We start from the raw sequence: 15,263 nt of genomic DNA, 5'->3' as shown, positions 1-15,263 counted from the left end.
GGCCAAGAAAGTAACGAGCATGCTGATGAAAAACCTTCTAACCAAAATAACCGTCAACCTCCCTTAGCGCAAGAGTCAGGCCGGCTGGCCTGACTCGCGCGGGCTGCAGTGTATGGTTGTTAGAACTGGCCGCCAAAGCTAAAGTGCGTCCGGCTGCCCTGCTCGCCGACAGCGTAGTCGATGCGGATCGGTCCGATCGGGGTAGTTATCCTGAGCCCCACACCGGCGCCGGTTTTCAGGTCGTTCAGCTTATAGTGGTCACCGTCCCAGGCATTGCCCACATCGGTGAATACCACACCCTGAACCTTTTGAGCCACCGGGAAGCGGTATTCGGCCGTGGCCGCAAACATTTTGTCGCCTTTAAACTGATCGTCATTGTATCCGCGCAGGGTATCGGCGCCGCCGACAGCAAACTTGCCGGCTTCCGGCATCTTGCCATCGGCATAACCGACGGTGAGACGGAAGGCCACCACTTGCGAACGGCCCACTTTCAGGTATTGCCGGCCTTCGGCGGTGTATTTGTTGAAGTCAAAATCGCCGCCCAGCAGGCCGCCGGCAAACTCGGCCGCAAGCGAATAACGCCGGCCCTCGGTAGGATTGAAGACGTTATCGCGGGAGTCATAGACCCGCATAAGGGTAATGCTGCGGGTCAGCCCGAAGTTGTCTTGGAGGTACTGTTGGTTGTAGCTGGCATTGTAGTTGGCCGACCCTGGTGTCGCCATGTAATCCACCGGGCCATCGACATATTTTACATAGGTGTCGCGGCGGTTTTTTAAGGTAATATAGTTTTGAATATATTCACCAGCCGGACGGCCAAGGGTAATGTCCCAGCCCTGGCGCTTTCTGTCGTAGGTGGAGCGCAGGTCACCGTTATCGTAGTAGTCGTCATACTGATTGGTCATATTGTAAATATTGAAGCCCAACGATGTCTGTTTTTGGTCCAGCCAGGGACGGGTGTAGCTAAATTCGTAGTTGTTGTTGCTGCCGCTGTTGCCGCCAAACTCCCAGTGCACTTTCACCTTGTCACCGGTGCCGCGGAAGTTGTTGTCGCCCAGCTCGATGATGCCGACCAGGCCGTCAGCCTTGCTGTAGCCGGCGCCGATGGAGAAGGTGCCTGTTTTTTGCTCAACAACGCTGGTTTCCAGCACTACGCCGTTGGGTTCTTTACCGGGATTGAGCTTCATGTTGACATCCTCGAAGTAGCCGAGGTTGTACACTTTTTGCATGCTGCGGCGGGCGTCCTTGACGTTAAACGGCTCGCCCGGTTTAAGCTTCATTTCCCGGGTAATGACATACTTCTTGGTCTTGTCGTTGCCCTTAACGACAATGTCTTCCAGGATGCCTTCGTTAATGGTAATGGTCAGCACCCCGGTCGGGCTCATGGCCACATCGCTGACCCGGGCGAGAATATAGCCCTGGTCGTGGTAATACTGCTCGATGGCCCGCATGTTGTCGTTGAGGATCTTAGTGTTCAGCGTCTTGCCCTTTTCGGCGGTAACAAGCGAATTAAGCTTGTCGGTCGTCACTTTGGTGTTGCCCTTGAAGACAACGTCCTGTAGGGCGGGGTTTTCCAAAACGGTATAGACTACTTTGACGCCTTCCGGAACTTCGGTGAAATTAGCTACGACATCAAAAAAGTAGCCAAGTTCGTAAATGGCCTGCATGTCCTCTTTAATCTTGTCCGCGCTCAAAATATCGCCCGGCTTGGTCTTGACCGCCGCCATGATGGTGCTTTCGGCTACGGCCTTATTGCCGGCAACGGCCACCGCCGTTACCGTCCGGCCGGTGAGGTCGGCGGCAAACGCCGGCGTCAAGGCGCCAACGACGATGCTGAGCGCGAAAATAGCCGCAAAGAATAGTAGCCCGTAGCGTCGAGTTCTCGTCATGCATTACCTCCTTATTAAGGTTGCTGGCCGCGCAAGGATTTGCCGGCCGCCCGGATAAGTTTTTGTATTTCCTCAGGCGGCAGATTAACATCATGACCGCCTGGGCGGGCCTCCTTCACCGCCGGTTCCTGACGCACCGCCTCCGCCTGCTTGGGCGGCTCGGTCGCCGGCTGAGCCGCGACAGTGACCGGTTTGGCATTTTCCGGCCGCGGTTGCTCTGGGCCTTGCGGTACGGTCTGTTCCCCCGCCGCCGGCCGCGGCTGGGGCGTGGCGAGCGGAATAGGAATGGCGGCTTCCTGGCGCTGCAGCCACCAGTAAGCGCCCGCCCCGCCGACGGCGACACTGACGGCAAGCACGAGCGCCAGACCATGGCGCAGCAGCGAGTATTTATAGCGCCACTGCCGCGAGCGATGCTGCTCTCTGGCATGCTGAAGCTCGGCCTGGGCCAACAAGAGATCAAGCTCGCCCCGAATGTCCTGATCCCGGTCAAAGGCTTCTTCCGCCCGGGTGAGCCACTGCCGAGCACTGCGGAGATTACGGGTAATACGCTGCTTGAAGTCCGCCATTTCACCACCCCTCTATTATACCTACATTTTTATAATCCTGAGAAGGGGACCGATTCTGGGCTTATCTTATCGGTAAAAAACAGGCTTATTTCGGGATTATTATAAAATTCACTGCAAAAGCTCCTGTTTTCTACTTGTTTTCGCTGTTATAAACTTTATTTTGCTTTCAGTTCGTGCATCAGTCGGGCCAGCATGCCGCGCACGCGGCGGATGCCCTGCTTCTGCAGGCGGTACAGGTGAGACAGGCTCATGTCCAGCGCTTCAGCCAGCTGCTTAGGTTCCCGTTCTTCCAGGTACACGCCGCTCAACACCAGCTGCTCTTTGGCCGGCACCGTCCCAGCGCCTGCAGCACCTGGTTCGATAAGGAAGTTGCGCTCGGCCTGCTCGGGAACGGCCGCCGCCTCATCCACCAGCCGGTCGGCCAGTGTACCACTCTCGTCCTCGTCTGCCGGGCCGTCAATGGACGCCCACTTTCGTTTGCCTTCCCGCTCCAGATAAGTGAGCATCCGGCCGCGGATGCGGTGCGGAGCATACAAGCTGAAGGCTACGCCCCGTTCCGGGTCGAAGTTTTCCACCGCCTCGATCAGGCCGACCGTACCCTCCTGGATAAGGTCCATGACAACGCCCTCGTGCGCCCGCCAACGCATAGCCTCTTTGAAGACCAGCGGTTGGTAGTGCTCAATCAGCCGACGGCGACAATCAAGGCAGCCATCGACCTTGAAACCGCGCCACAACGCCGCTTCTTCCGCCGGCTCGAGCAGGCGGATTTTCTTGAGTTCATCCAGATATTGGGCAAAAAGCATGGACCATCATCCTTTTACTAATACTAAAATCTAAACCGTGTTTCCAGACCAAACCGGCGGTGATTTTGTTCATCGACTGAGCCGGTAATACTGAAGCGACGAGTAAGGTCGTAGCGAAAACCCATCGTCCGCTCGTTGTGACCAACCCCCAGCGTGTAACTAAGCATCAGCCGGTCATTGACATACTTGCTGACTTCAATGTTATAGACCTCGCGGTCGGTGTAGAGCTCTTGTTCGGTTTTATCGGTCGCATTTTTATCGGTCCGGCCGTCGGCGGCCAGCGTCCCGCGCACCACGCGAAACTCGTCCAGACCGAAGGCGCGGCGGAAGGCATCTTCCATCTCGGCGATGAAGCGCATCTGCAACCCGGCGTCAAGGAGGCTCATCACTTCCTCCCGGTCAAGCCCCGCGTCCCGTCCGGTGCTCGCGCTTTTTTGTTTGTCAAAATAGCGGCTGCGCAGGGTGAGCAGCGACAAGATTTCCTGCTGACTCATGGCCGGCACGGCGGTAAGCCGCATTTCCATCGACGTCACCGGACCATGCAAGTCAAGCAGCACCTGGGTGCGCTCCAGCCGCGTTTCGGCGCTGAGATGAATGACCGGCTCAAACGAGCCATACTGGGTAAATTCGGCCCGCGCTTCCTTCAGCCGGAAGATGGTGCGCAGATAACTGACCGTGCCGCGGATCGCCTCAAACCGGCCGCTGGCGGCCGGCTGACGGACGCTTCCGGCGAATTTGGCCCGACCGGTAACAAGAATGTCATACATGTATGGGTTATGGAGACGGACCTTGTTGCCAGCCACAAGTTCGACGTCCAGGCCAAGATCCCAGTCAGCTGCCGCGAATTCGGGCACAAGCGGGATATCGATTTCGGCGTTCTCAAAGAGCAGCCGGCCGCTCAAGAAAGGGGTGCCGCCGCGGCTGGTCAGGGTGAGCGTGCCGTTTAGCGGGCCGTGGAAATATTTATGGCTAATCCCCAGGTGGTCAAGGACCAGGAGCAGGTCGTAGTCGGCGAGCGCCATCCCTTGCAGGCGCAGCGCCCCGGCCAGCCGGTAGGACCCACCCCCCATCTGCCCGTCAAAGGTTTTTATATTAATTTTATCACCATCAAACTGAATATCAACCGCCACATTTTGGATGGGCTCGGCAAGCGACGCCAGTTTGATCGCCCCGTTTTTGACGAGAATTTGTCCCCGCAGGGTGGGTTCGGCCAGCGTGCCGCCGATGGTGAGCTCACCTTTGGTTTCGCCGGCCGCCCAGGCTACTTCCCGCGTCAGAAGCGGCAGAATGCTGAGGTTGGCCTGTTCCAGCCGCAGTCTGAGATCCATCTGGTCGGCAACGCTGGCCTGACTCCGCCCTTCCTGGCTGAGCGCCGCCAACGGAATAACGCCGTAAGCGCTGGCCCGGTAGGGCCCTTTAGTCAGCAAGATTTGGTCGACGCGAATGCTGCCGTTGTCCAAGATAAACAAGCCGTACAGGCTATCAAAGGTGGCGCTACCCAGCTGGCCGCCGGCAATTTCCATGGACACCGCCGTATGGGGATGCCTGGCGGTGCCGGAAACCTGGGCGGCAAAACTTAGTTTGCCTTTGGTGGTGACCGCAGCGTCGAACCAGGCGGTCAATAGCCCGGCATCAATGTCCCGGCCGCCGATCTCCAGATTTAGTGGCCCATCCAGGTTGGCAACGCCACGGGCCGCCAAAATCCCCGTTCCTTGTTGGGCCGTAAAGGTGTGAATGGTCAGGATATTGTTCGTGAGTTCGACATCAAGGTCAACGCTGTCCAGGGGATAGTTCCGGAGTTTGCCTTGGCGAAGCTTGCCGGTGACGGCGATATTGGGGCGGTCGGCGGCGCCATTGACCATGACATGGCCGTCCAGCCGCCCCTCAATACCCTTGGCCGGCACGCGAACAACGGCAAGTATTCCAGCCAGATCACCGTTGGTCACATCAAGGCTGCCGTCCACCCAGCGGGTATTAAGGTCAAAGGTGCCGCTAAAGGCAAAGGTCCCCTGGGCTTGGCTGAACCCAAAGTGAGGAATATGGATGCGCCCAGCGTTGACGCTGATAATGCCACGTACATTTTCTACTTCGCGTTCGGCCAGCACAAGTTTGGCTGCCGTGACTTCCCCATAAAACACTGGCGCGCTGGCTGGCCCGCTGAGGGTGCCACTAAAAGTAGCCCGGCCAGTTACCGGATAGGGCAGGCCATAGTTAAACCGCGCCAAGTCAATGTCCTGAGCGGCGAGCTTAATATTGAGTTCATTGTTGGCGTCCACGCGACCGCTGAGCCGAATTTCCGTGTTTAGCGAGTGAATGAGTGCATCATCAATAATCGTTACGCCATCCTGGCGGTGGAAGCGGCCAACCGCTTTGGCAATCAACTGACCGCGAAAGCTGCCCTCGGTCAGCGTTACCGTACCGGCGGCATTGGGGTTACTTGCCGGCCCGGTGAGCACAAAATCGCTGTCCACATTGCCAGTCAGGCGCTCGCCGGGCGCCACCAGGAGAATAAGGTTCTCGGCCCGTACCTGGCGGGTCGTCACCGTTAGATTCACTGCCTGCTCCCCGGTAAGGCTGATTGTCCCGCTTATCCGGTAGACGGCCGGGCCGCTTGCGGCGACGATATTATCCAGCACCAGCTGCCCGGAATGCAGCTTGAGGCCGCCGGTCGCCGTCCGGAACGGCTGGTGAAGGACGCGGCCGTTGGTGGCGGTAAAAGTGATGCTGGCTTCCGGGCGATCAAGTGTGCCGGTTACCGTGCCGCTAAAGTCGGCCGTACCGTCGGGAAGCAGGCCAAAAGCGACCGGCGCCAGCGCCGACAAGGGCGCCTGATAACCACAAACGGCAAGATCGAGCGCCTGCCCCGCTATTTTGCCGCTGGCAGTCAGCAACCCTTGGCCGGTTTTGATATTCATATAGTCGAGCGTAATCTGTTCACCTGATTTGTACAGACCGGCTTTGAGCTCGGCAAACGGTATACCGGCCGCCTGCCCGCCCTGCACCACGACCGTACCGCTGGCGACGGTCGGCATTTCCCCAGCCTGGCCGGCAACAAAGAAATCGCCCTCGATGCGGCCGCTCAGCCGGGAAGCCGTGCCGGGCAGCGCGCCGGCGTCCAGGCCGCTGGCCGTCACATACAGCTCGTAATTTTGACCGGTCAGATCCAATGTGCCCTTCACGGCCACCCGGCCGCCAAAGGCGTTGACCGTACCGTCAGTGACGGTCAGGACTTTATTTTTTAGCACGATTTTCGTTTGCAAATTAGTCACGGGGTAGCCGGCGATACGCCCATCCCGCAAGGCGGCTTGGCCGGTCACGACCGGATTTGCCGCCGTCCCGGCAACCGTCAGTTTAAAGGCCAGCGGGCCCTGCAGCGGCTCATAGCCCAAAGCCGCCGGATCAAAGGCCGCCGACGCCACCGCGAGATCGAGCACCGGCTCGCTGGTTGCGAGCGCAATCCGGCCGTGCACGGTGACCGTCTGGCCGTGGATTGTCGCCTTGCCCTTGTATAAATAAAGGTATTGCGGCGTTATAGTCAGCAGAGCGCTGCCATCGCGAATAGGAATGCCGTCAATGTCCAGGGCGGCGCCAGCAATGCGCGCCTCGCCGGCATAGGTCAGGCCCTGCCCGTCCCGTCTTACGGTAAGCATTATGTCTTGGGCAGTGCCCGCGGTGAGCTTGACCATGCTGCCGGCCGGCGCCAGCGCGGCCAAGCGCGTCAAGGGAGCCTCTGCCGCCGTCAGACGGACTACGCCCTGGCCGTCGGTATTTAGCGTTCCTTCGGCCGTAACTTTTGCCCCATCGACGGTGCTATCCAGCTTAATGAATATTGTCGGATTATGTACGAAATCAATAGTACCGCTGACTTTTTCCGCCTGCCATGCCCCTTGCGGGCTGCGCATACTGACCGTGCCATCTTCCAGGGTGATGCGGGCCCGACAAGCCGAACCGTCACGGCCGGGTCGATCAAGAAACTGCTCTACGTTCCACCGGCCGTCATGATGCTGGATAAGCTCGAGCAGCGGCCGCTCAAGCGTCACGCTGGTAACGGCCTCGGGACCGAAATGGCCGCTGAGCATGCTCGTCAGGGATATAGTGACGGTAACGCGCTCGCTGGCAGCCAGCCGCTCTCCCCGGGCATCATAAACAGCCACGTCATAAAAGCTCAGTTTGTTATAGCCGGTTACTTCCACCCGGGCAAAGGTCACTCGCCCGCCTGCGGCGCGGCCGAGTTCTTCCGCTACTTTATCCTGCATGCGGGCCAATACCGCCTGACTCCGCCCGCTTCCCCAAAGGCCGGCGGCGATCACCATAATGGCGGCGGCGATAAGCAGTAAAACCAGGGACTTTTGACGCATGGATGCGCCTCCTGCATAATCAGTACCTGCTACATTCGACATAACCCGTCTATCTTCCTGTAGCACCTGGCTGGAATATTATTCTGCACGGAAAAATTTGGGTTATGCGCTGCGCCGAAAGTGTAAAACCGCGAAGGGCGCAAAGAACGCAAAGGGCTACGCGCGCGACAGTTGTCGCGCTTGAATTTATATTATAGAACCGCAGAGGACACGGAGGGTATTTTTACTTTAGCGCGATGAAATCGCGCTTTCTGCGCTCTCCGCGGTTGAATAACTATTTTCATGCTTTTGTGGTGCCAATTTATTGGCATTATTATCTTCGTGGTTAAACTTCAATGTTTTCATGTTTTGTGATGACATTTATGTCATGAATATCTGCGCGGTTAAAAATTTATACTTTGATATGGGGATATAGAAAAAAGCCGCCCCGCCGGGCAGCCGCCAATTACACGAAACCTTCATTCTGCTTAATAATTTGTACTGCTTCGTTTACCCGTTCGTCCGGAACAAAGGCCACCAGCGTGACATCCTCCCCTCAATAAATTGAGGGGCATCCCAACGTGGGATGGCGATTGACCAATCGCAGGTTAGCCAGCATTCCCCGGTCGACCCGGATCATCACCTTGGCCTTAAGGGGTGCCACACTCCCCTTTCTCCTAGGGTCATGCCCCAAGAGCATTGAGCGCTTTGGCGGCAATGTTTAAGGCACCAACTCTGTCCGCATCGGATTGGTAGCCACATTTGATACATTTGAACCAACCCTGCGTTTTGCGGTTGCAGCGGGAAACATTCCCGCACTTCGGACAAGTCTTGGAAGTCTCTTTGGGGTCAACGTAGAAAACCAGCACTCCGGCAAGAGCGGCTTTGTACTCGATAAAAGATGCCAATTCTTTGAAATTCCAGCCGGACAGCATCCGGTTGAACTTCTTTGAACCTCTGACCCGCTCGCGAATACCGGTTAGCTGTTCCAGCGCGATGGCTTTACCTTCATCCTTCGCTATCTGCACAATGCGCTTAGAAATGCAGTGGTTGATATAGCGCATCCACCTGCGCTCATGACCAGCTTCTTTCTTCATGCGGGAAAGCCGGCCTGTCTGCTGTAGCGCTTTGCGCCGCTCTGCCCAATGTTCTTTGCGCCACCTTATCGGGCGACCGTCAAAAAAGATATTGCTTGACAGTACGGCCAATTTTACTATCCCAAAGTCGACCCCTATTACGCCGCTTGGCTCTTTAAAACTTGGTTCATATATAAGAGATATAGAAACGTACCATTCGCCGCCTTTATCACGCCAGATTTCCATAGACCCCTGGCGGCAAGAACCTCTTGCCAAATCTATGAGCTTTCTGACGTGATATAAAGAAGCGGCAATAGGTACGGCTATCTGGCTTCTGCCGGAAGAGACGGGAAATTTAATAACCCACGTCCCGGAAGGGAGCTGGTGGAGAGAGTAGCAGTCCTGCCGCACCATTACCGGAACCATTGTCTCAAACTTAGGCAGACTAGCCTTTTTACCCCTTTGCTTGCGGGAAAGGTAGGAGCGCCTGGCAGACAAGGCTTTAAGCATGGCGCACTGGAGCGTACCTCGATTTAGGTCGAATAATCCCGAAGCCTGCTTATAAGTTTCACGGTTTAAAACTGCCCGGCTGACAGTATTGAGTGCTTCGGCCTGGGCCAGGAACCAGGAGCACGCCTGGTGGTAGATCTCCAGCATCCGGATCATTTTCTCCAGCTTACCTTTGTTGGGAGACAGGAGTTTCATTTTAAGAGTTATAGTTTGCATTTAATATCTCCTCCGGTTTGCTTAAATTATAGCATAACCAGGGGAATTTTCAAATCGCCATTCATCCCCCGATTAAAATCAGGGGTATTCTGGCGGAAATTTTGTAAGAAAATTAACAGCCGGAAATTCCGGCTGCATGCTTTTATTTGACAGGAATGCCCATGGCTTTGTCCAGTTTGGCTTTGCTGGTGTTGTAGTCGTAGAGGGCCTGCACATAGTTGGTCTTCGCCTGGGTCAGCGCGACCTGGGCGTCCATGACGTCAAGGTTGGTACCCACGCCGGCGCTGTAGCGGACCTGGGCGATCTTATAGTCTTCTTCGGCCTTGTCTACGGCCACTTTCGTTGTTTCAATGCGTTTTTCCGCTTCCTTCAGGCTAAGATAGGCCTGGCGCACTTCCAGCTGGACCGCATCCCTGGTCTGGCGCGCCTGTTCCTGCGCTTTGGCCAGGGCGGCGTCGGCCTGCTTGATTTTGGCGCTGGTCACGTTACCGTCAAAAATGTTGAAACTGGCCGACAAGCCCAGCGCCCAAGAGTCGCTGCTTCTCCCGGGATCGGTATCAGACCAGGTCTGGCTGCCCTGGAAGGATACGGTCGGCCGCTGACCGCTCTTGGCTACTTGCATGCCGTCTTCGGCGCTCTTGACATTGAGGTCGGCCTGAGCGACCTCCGGCCGGTTTTTGAGGGCATAATCAATTGCTTCTTCCAAGGTAAGGGAGTATTTATCGTATTTTAGGTCGTCCTTAACCGAAATTTCGGTGTCCAACGGCAAGCCAAGCACGTTATTGAGGCTAGCCACTGCCAGGTCATAGCTGTTCTGAGCTTTAATCAGGTTTTGCTCGGCATTGGCCAGTTCCACTTCCGAACGCAGCACGTCCGATTTGGCCACCGTGCCGACGGCATACTGAGCCTGCACGTTCTGTAGGTGGGCCGCCAGCCGGTCTACCGATTCCTGGTTGAGTTTAACCATGTTGCGGGCTTGCAAAAGATTGAAGTAGGCGGTGGTGGCATCAAGTTTTATCTGTTGCTGTGATTTGGCTACCCCCAGTTCGGCAGCCTTCAACCCCAGTTTGGCCTGGTCAATGAGGCCCTCCAGCTTGCCGCCGGTATAGAGCGGCAGAGTAAGGGTGACTTTATTGTCAAATTTATCAATAATCATTTCCGGCGAGGCTGAACTTGCCGGAACATCCGACCGGGCGGCCGAAAAGCTATAGCTCAGTGTCGGCAGCTTGCCGCCTTTGGCCTCGGTTACCTTGCCGGCGGCCGTTTCCTTATCCGCCTCGGCGATTTTTACCGCCGGGTTGTTCTTGAGGGCGAGAGCGATGCTTTCCTCCAAGGTCAGCTCTACCGGCGCCGCCAAAGCGGCCGCTGTATTGACCGCCAGCAGCCCGCCGATAACGGCTGCGGTAATGCGCTTTTTCCAATAGGCTTGTCCCGTCATTAGGCTCTTTCCTCCCACTCATGTCGCTTGTGCTGCTGACTGATTAGTCAATCATGTTTTAATTATAGGCCACTGTGCTGGCACTGTCAATAAATAGATATACCCTTGTCTGGCGGCAATTGCCAGTCCTGCGGCGACAAAAGGGGCGCCCAAAATAGGGCGCCGAAAAATTAAGTTTGCTTTCCCCGCGGGCTAGCGTATATTGAAGTAGTCAAGAAATTGCCACTACGAAATGTATATGGCAGGGAAACCATTCTCCCTGCCGTTTCAACGAAAAATTTGCTAGCGGCTTGAATTAGCGGCCAATTAAGGCGGTATCAGAAGAACGTTAAACATTTCTACACGAGCATAAGCATCGCGACGATAACGGCCAAGGTCATGCCCAAAGCATTGCGTTTGGCCAGCTCCATAGGGCTGACGCCGGCAATTGTGGCGCAAATAATGCAAGCGCCATTCACCGGCGACATGGTACGGCCAATGGCGCCGGACAACGCAGCAATACTGCCCATGTTGATGATTTCCATGCCAAACTGTTTGGCATGCGGAGTAACAGCCTCGTTGAAGGCGAACGTGGCTGCGTCGCCCGAACCGGTGATGATGGCCAGCAGCCAGGGGCCGAAGGTGGCAGCGTATTTGGCGGCTCCGGCGACGCTGGTGAGAGAGCTAATCAAGTATTTTACCAGGCCAATGGCATTCATAAAAAATTACTAATCCAAACACAATATATATACTTTGGAACCTGCAAAAACACTATATATTGTGTTGTGGATAACTTCATTTGGAATTATGAAAATCCCTCACACTAATAACTCTTGAATTTGACATCAAAAGTCTTAAAGATATCTCATTGTGGATAACTTGCGATTGAATTATGCAAAACTCTCATTTAGGTTAAACATTACATTGGTTTTCATTATTTGTGGTGCCAATTTATTGGCATGATTAGCTTGGCAGTTAAAAATTTATACTTTCTGATATAGTGACATCCTCCCCTCAATAAATTGAGGGGCATCCCAACGTGGGATGGCGATTGACCAATTGCAGGTTAGCCAGCATTCCCCGGTCGACCCGGATCATCACCTTGGCCTTAAGGGGTGCCACACTCCCCTTTCTCCTAGAGTCATGCCCCAAGAGCATTGAGCGCTTTGGCGGCAATGTTTAAGGCACCAACTCTGTCCGCATCGGATTGGTAGCCACATTTGATACATTTGAACCAACCCTGCGTTTTGCGGTTGCAGCGGGAAACATTCCCGCACTTCTGACATGTCTTGGAAGTCTCTTTGGGGTCAACGTAGAAAACCAGCACTCCGGCAAGAGCGGCTTTGTACTCGATAAAAGATGCCAATTCTTTGAAATTCCAGCCGGACAGCATCCGGTTGAACTTCTTTGAACCTCTGACCCGCTCGCGGATACCGGTTAGCTGTTCCAGCGCGATGGCTTTACCTTCATCCTTCGCTATCTGCACAATGCGCTTAGAAATGCAGTGGTTGATATAGCGCATCCACCTGCGCTCATGACCAGCTTCTTTCTTCATGCGGGAAAGCCGGCCTGTCTGCTGTAGCGCTTTGCGCCGCTCTGCCCAATGTTCTTTGCGCCACCTTATCGGGCGACCGTCAAAAAAGATATTGTTGGACAGTACGGCCAATTTTACTATCCCAAAGTCGACCCCTATTACGCCGCTTGGCTCTTTAAAACTTGGTTCATATATAAGAGATATAGAAACGTACCATTCGCCGCCTTTATCACGCCAGATTTCCATAGACCCCTGGCGGCAAGAACCTCTTGCCAAATCTATGAGCTTTCTGACGTGATATAAAGAAGCGGCAATAGGTACGGCTATCTGGCTTCTGCCGGAAGAGACGGGAAATTTAATAACCCACGTCCCGGAAGGGAGCTGGTGGAGAGAGTAGCAGTCCTGCCGCACCATTACCGGAACCATTGTCTCAAACTTAGGCAGACTAGCCTTTTTACCCCTTTGCTTGCGGGAAAGGTAGGAGCGCCTGGCAGACAAGGCTTTAAGCATGGCGCACTGGAGCGTACCTCGATTTAGGTCGAATAATCCCGAAGCCTGCTTATAAGTTTCACGGTTTAAAACTGCCCGGCTGACAGTATTGAGTGCTTCGGCCTGGGCCAGGAACCAGGAGCACGCCTGGTGGTAGATCTCCAGCATCCGGATCATTTTCTCCAGCTTACCTTTGTTGGGAGACAGGAGTTTCATTTTAAGAGTTATAGTTTGCATTTAATATCTCCTCCGGTTTGCTTAAATTATAGCATAACCAGGAGAATTTTCAAATCTCCATTTATCCCCCCGATTAAAATCAGGGGTATTCTGGCGGAAATTTTGTAAAAAAGACCCTGGGAGCAAACCCCAAGATCTGTGATAACGGCCGGCGGACTCAAAACGTCGTCCGCACGCCGACCGAAGTGCTTGTGTCAGCGCTTTTGTTTACGCCGTCTACCTGGCCGACAATAAAGGTATCAGGGGCCACCTGGTACTGGGTACGCAGTTTGACCCGGACATCGTTGGGGTCGTAGGCATCCAGGGAGAGGCGCAGCTGCTGCCCAAGTTTGGCGTCAAGGCCAATGCCGGCTTTGCCGTCGATGACGCCGGCGCGCCCGGCCAGACTCTCGCCGCGGCCTACTTGGAAGTTGGTTTTGCTGCCATCGCCGATATCGCTGACACCGATGACGGCAAAGTCGCGGGGCGACGTTTGGATGCGCACGTCGGCACTACTGCGGTACTTGTGGTTGTCGGTATCGTATAACATTTCAATGCCAGCTTCGGCTTTGACACTGTTCACCTTGCCCAGCATGCGGTTGGCCTTTTCGCTGGCCTCCCGGGCGTTACGCAGCGTTTCTTTGAGATTGCGGGCAGTTTCCGGGTCGGTAACTACCCCCTCCAGCGATGCGGCCATTTTTTCTACCCGGGCGCTGGTCGTTTTTAAATTTTCAATTGTTTCACGCAAGTCTTTGGCCGTCCGGCCGTTATTATCCACCTCGGTCATCAGTCTGTCCACCCTGGCCGCCACATCGCGCAAACTGCCGGACATCGTCCGCAGATTGCGCACCGTATCCTGGATGTCGCCCTCGCTGTTTTTTGCCATCCGGGCCATGCTCGCGCTCAGTTCATTTAAATGGTTGGTGATTTCGCGGGCGTTCAGCAAGGCTTCCTTCATGGCTCCCTTCACTTTTTCGTCGCCCAACACCTCGTTCAGCGATTTGACCAAGGCCTGAATGTCTAAGAGCACCCGATCGGCAGTGGCGATGAGCTGGTCAAGCCCTTGCGGGTCTTCGCCGCGCACATGGGCGCCGGGGGACAGAAATCCCGAATTGGTCGCGGGGGGAAGAATATTGATAAATTTTTCGCCGAGCAGCCCGTCGGTACCGATGGTAAACTGCGCTCCCTGCGGGATTTTTACCCCGGGATTGATAAGTAGATGTACCTTAACCCCCTCGGGGACAACCGCGACCTCCTGCACCCGGCCTACCTCCACGCCGGCGTAGCGGACTATGTTGCCCTCTTTCAGACCGCTCACCTGGTTGAACGTGACGGTCACGGGATAGCCCTTGTCGCTGAAACTAAAGCCGCCCAAGTGGACGATCATATAAGCCAGCAGAAAGAGGCCGACAATGGTAACGGCACCTACCTTCGCTTCTGTGCTCAGTTTCATGGTTTCTGCCTCCTTCGCGCCAGGGCGCTGGACTTGTAACCGTGGATAAACTGCTGGACGATGGGGTTTGTCGACTGCCGAATTTCGTCAACCGTCCCGATTTCAATAATCCGGCCGCCATAAATCATGGCGATGCGGTCGGCAATGTTAAACGCACTCGACATGTGGTGAGTAACTACCACCGATGTCACGCCGAAAAGGCGGCGAGCGCTGGTAATCATCCGGTCAATGGTGCCGGACATAATTGGATCCAGACCGGCGGTAGGCTCGTCGTAAAGGACGATTTCCGGATTGATGGCCATCGCCCGGGCTAAACTGACCCGCTTCTTCATCCCGCCGGAAAGCTCGCTCGGCATGACGTTTTCCTGTCCCGCCAGGCCGACCATCCGCAAGCGCCGCCGCACCACGCGGGCGATTTCTTCCTCGCTCAGGTCGGTATGCTGGCGCAGGCCAAAGGCGACGTTTTCCCCCACCGTCATGGAGTCAAACAGCGCCGAATACTGAAAGACCATTCCCATATGCCGGCGCAGTTTATTCATTTCGTCTTCGCTGGCGCGGGAAATTTCCTGTCCCTTGACCCAGATCTCGCCGCTGGTGGGTTTTAGTAAGCCGATGATGAGGCGTAGCAGCGTACTCTTGCCCGAGCCGCTGGGGCCGATAATCACCATGATTTCCCCTTTGGCGATTTCTAGGTTGATGTCGTGAAGAACAGGTCGGCCGCGAAAAGACATATTAACGTTTACTAATTTAATCACGCCTG

10 protein-coding genes are annotated in these 15,263 nt (G+C 55.3%); all 10 read right to left on the bottom strand.

All coding sequences use genetic code 11. From position 1 onward, the window contains the following. Positions 1–119: 119 nt before the first annotated feature. Positions 120–1,886, bottom strand: coding sequence for a BamA/OMP85 family outer membrane protein (locus TCARDRAFT_RS08650; protein ID WP_007289621.1), 1,767 nt, complete (start codon positions 1,884–1,886; stop codon positions 120–122). Positions 1,887–1,900: 14 nt separating this feature from the next. Next, positions 1,901–2,452, bottom strand: coding sequence for a hypothetical protein (locus tag TCARDRAFT_RS08645; protein WP_007289620.1), 552 nt, complete (start codon positions 2,450–2,452; stop codon positions 1,901–1,903). Between the two features lie 155 nt (positions 2,453–2,607). After that, on the bottom strand, positions 2,608–3,255 hold the full coding sequence (locus TCARDRAFT_RS08640) for a sigma-70 family RNA polymerase sigma factor (protein ID WP_007289619.1): 648 nt from the start codon (positions 3,253–3,255) through the stop codon (positions 2,608–2,610). Positions 3,256–3,278: 23 nt separating this feature from the next. Continuing rightward, on the bottom strand, positions 3,279–7,613 hold the full coding sequence (locus TCARDRAFT_RS08635; RefSeq protein ID WP_007289618.1) for a translocation/assembly module TamB domain-containing protein: 4,335 nt from the start codon (positions 7,611–7,613) through the stop codon (positions 3,279–3,281). Between the two features lie 662 nt (positions 7,614–8,275). Beyond that, positions 8,276–9,394 carry an RNA-guided endonuclease InsQ/TnpB family protein gene (locus tag TCARDRAFT_RS15810; protein ID WP_007289617.1) on the bottom strand — a complete coding sequence of 373 codons (1,119 nt, stop codon included), beginning with the start codon at positions 9,392–9,394 and terminating at the stop codon, positions 8,276–8,278. Between the two features lie 142 nt (positions 9,395–9,536). After that, the gene (locus TCARDRAFT_RS08620; protein WP_007289616.1) at positions 9,537–10,832 is read right to left on the bottom strand and encodes a TolC family protein; all 1,296 of its coding nucleotides are present in this window, start codon (positions 10,830–10,832) and stop codon (positions 9,537–9,539) included. Between the two features lie 338 nt (positions 10,833–11,170). Then, complete coding sequence (gene dcuC, locus TCARDRAFT_RS08615; protein ID WP_007289615.1) at positions 11,171–11,530, bottom strand: C4-dicarboxylate transporter DcuC; 360 nt, start codon at positions 11,528–11,530, stop codon at positions 11,171–11,173. A gap of 422 nt (positions 11,531–11,952) precedes the next feature. Continuing rightward, complete coding sequence (locus TCARDRAFT_RS15305; RefSeq protein WP_007289614.1) at positions 11,953–13,071, bottom strand: RNA-guided endonuclease InsQ/TnpB family protein; 1,119 nt, start codon at positions 13,069–13,071, stop codon at positions 11,953–11,955. Between the two features lie 157 nt (positions 13,072–13,228). Continuing rightward, positions 13,229–14,503: an MlaD family protein gene (locus tag TCARDRAFT_RS08600; RefSeq protein ID WP_007289613.1), complete on the bottom strand. Its 1,275-nt coding sequence runs from the start codon at positions 14,501–14,503 to the stop codon at positions 13,229–13,231. Further along, positions 14,500–15,258, bottom strand: a complete 759-nt coding sequence (locus tag TCARDRAFT_RS08595) for an ABC transporter ATP-binding protein (RefSeq protein ID WP_040683227.1) — start codon at positions 15,256–15,258, stop codon at positions 14,500–14,502. Before TCARDRAFT_RS08595 ends, TCARDRAFT_RS08600 begins: the two co-directional genes overlap by 4 nt. Positions 15,259–15,263 lie beyond the last annotated feature (5 nt).

The sequence above is a fragment of the Thermosinus carboxydivorans Nor1 genome (assembly GCF_000169155.1).
GTDB classification, from domain to species: domain Bacteria; phylum Bacillota; class Negativicutes; order Sporomusales; family Thermosinaceae; genus Thermosinus; species Thermosinus carboxydivorans.
The sequence above is the reverse complement of the archived record's forward strand: the minus strand, read 5'-3'. Positions and strand labels throughout refer to the sequence as shown.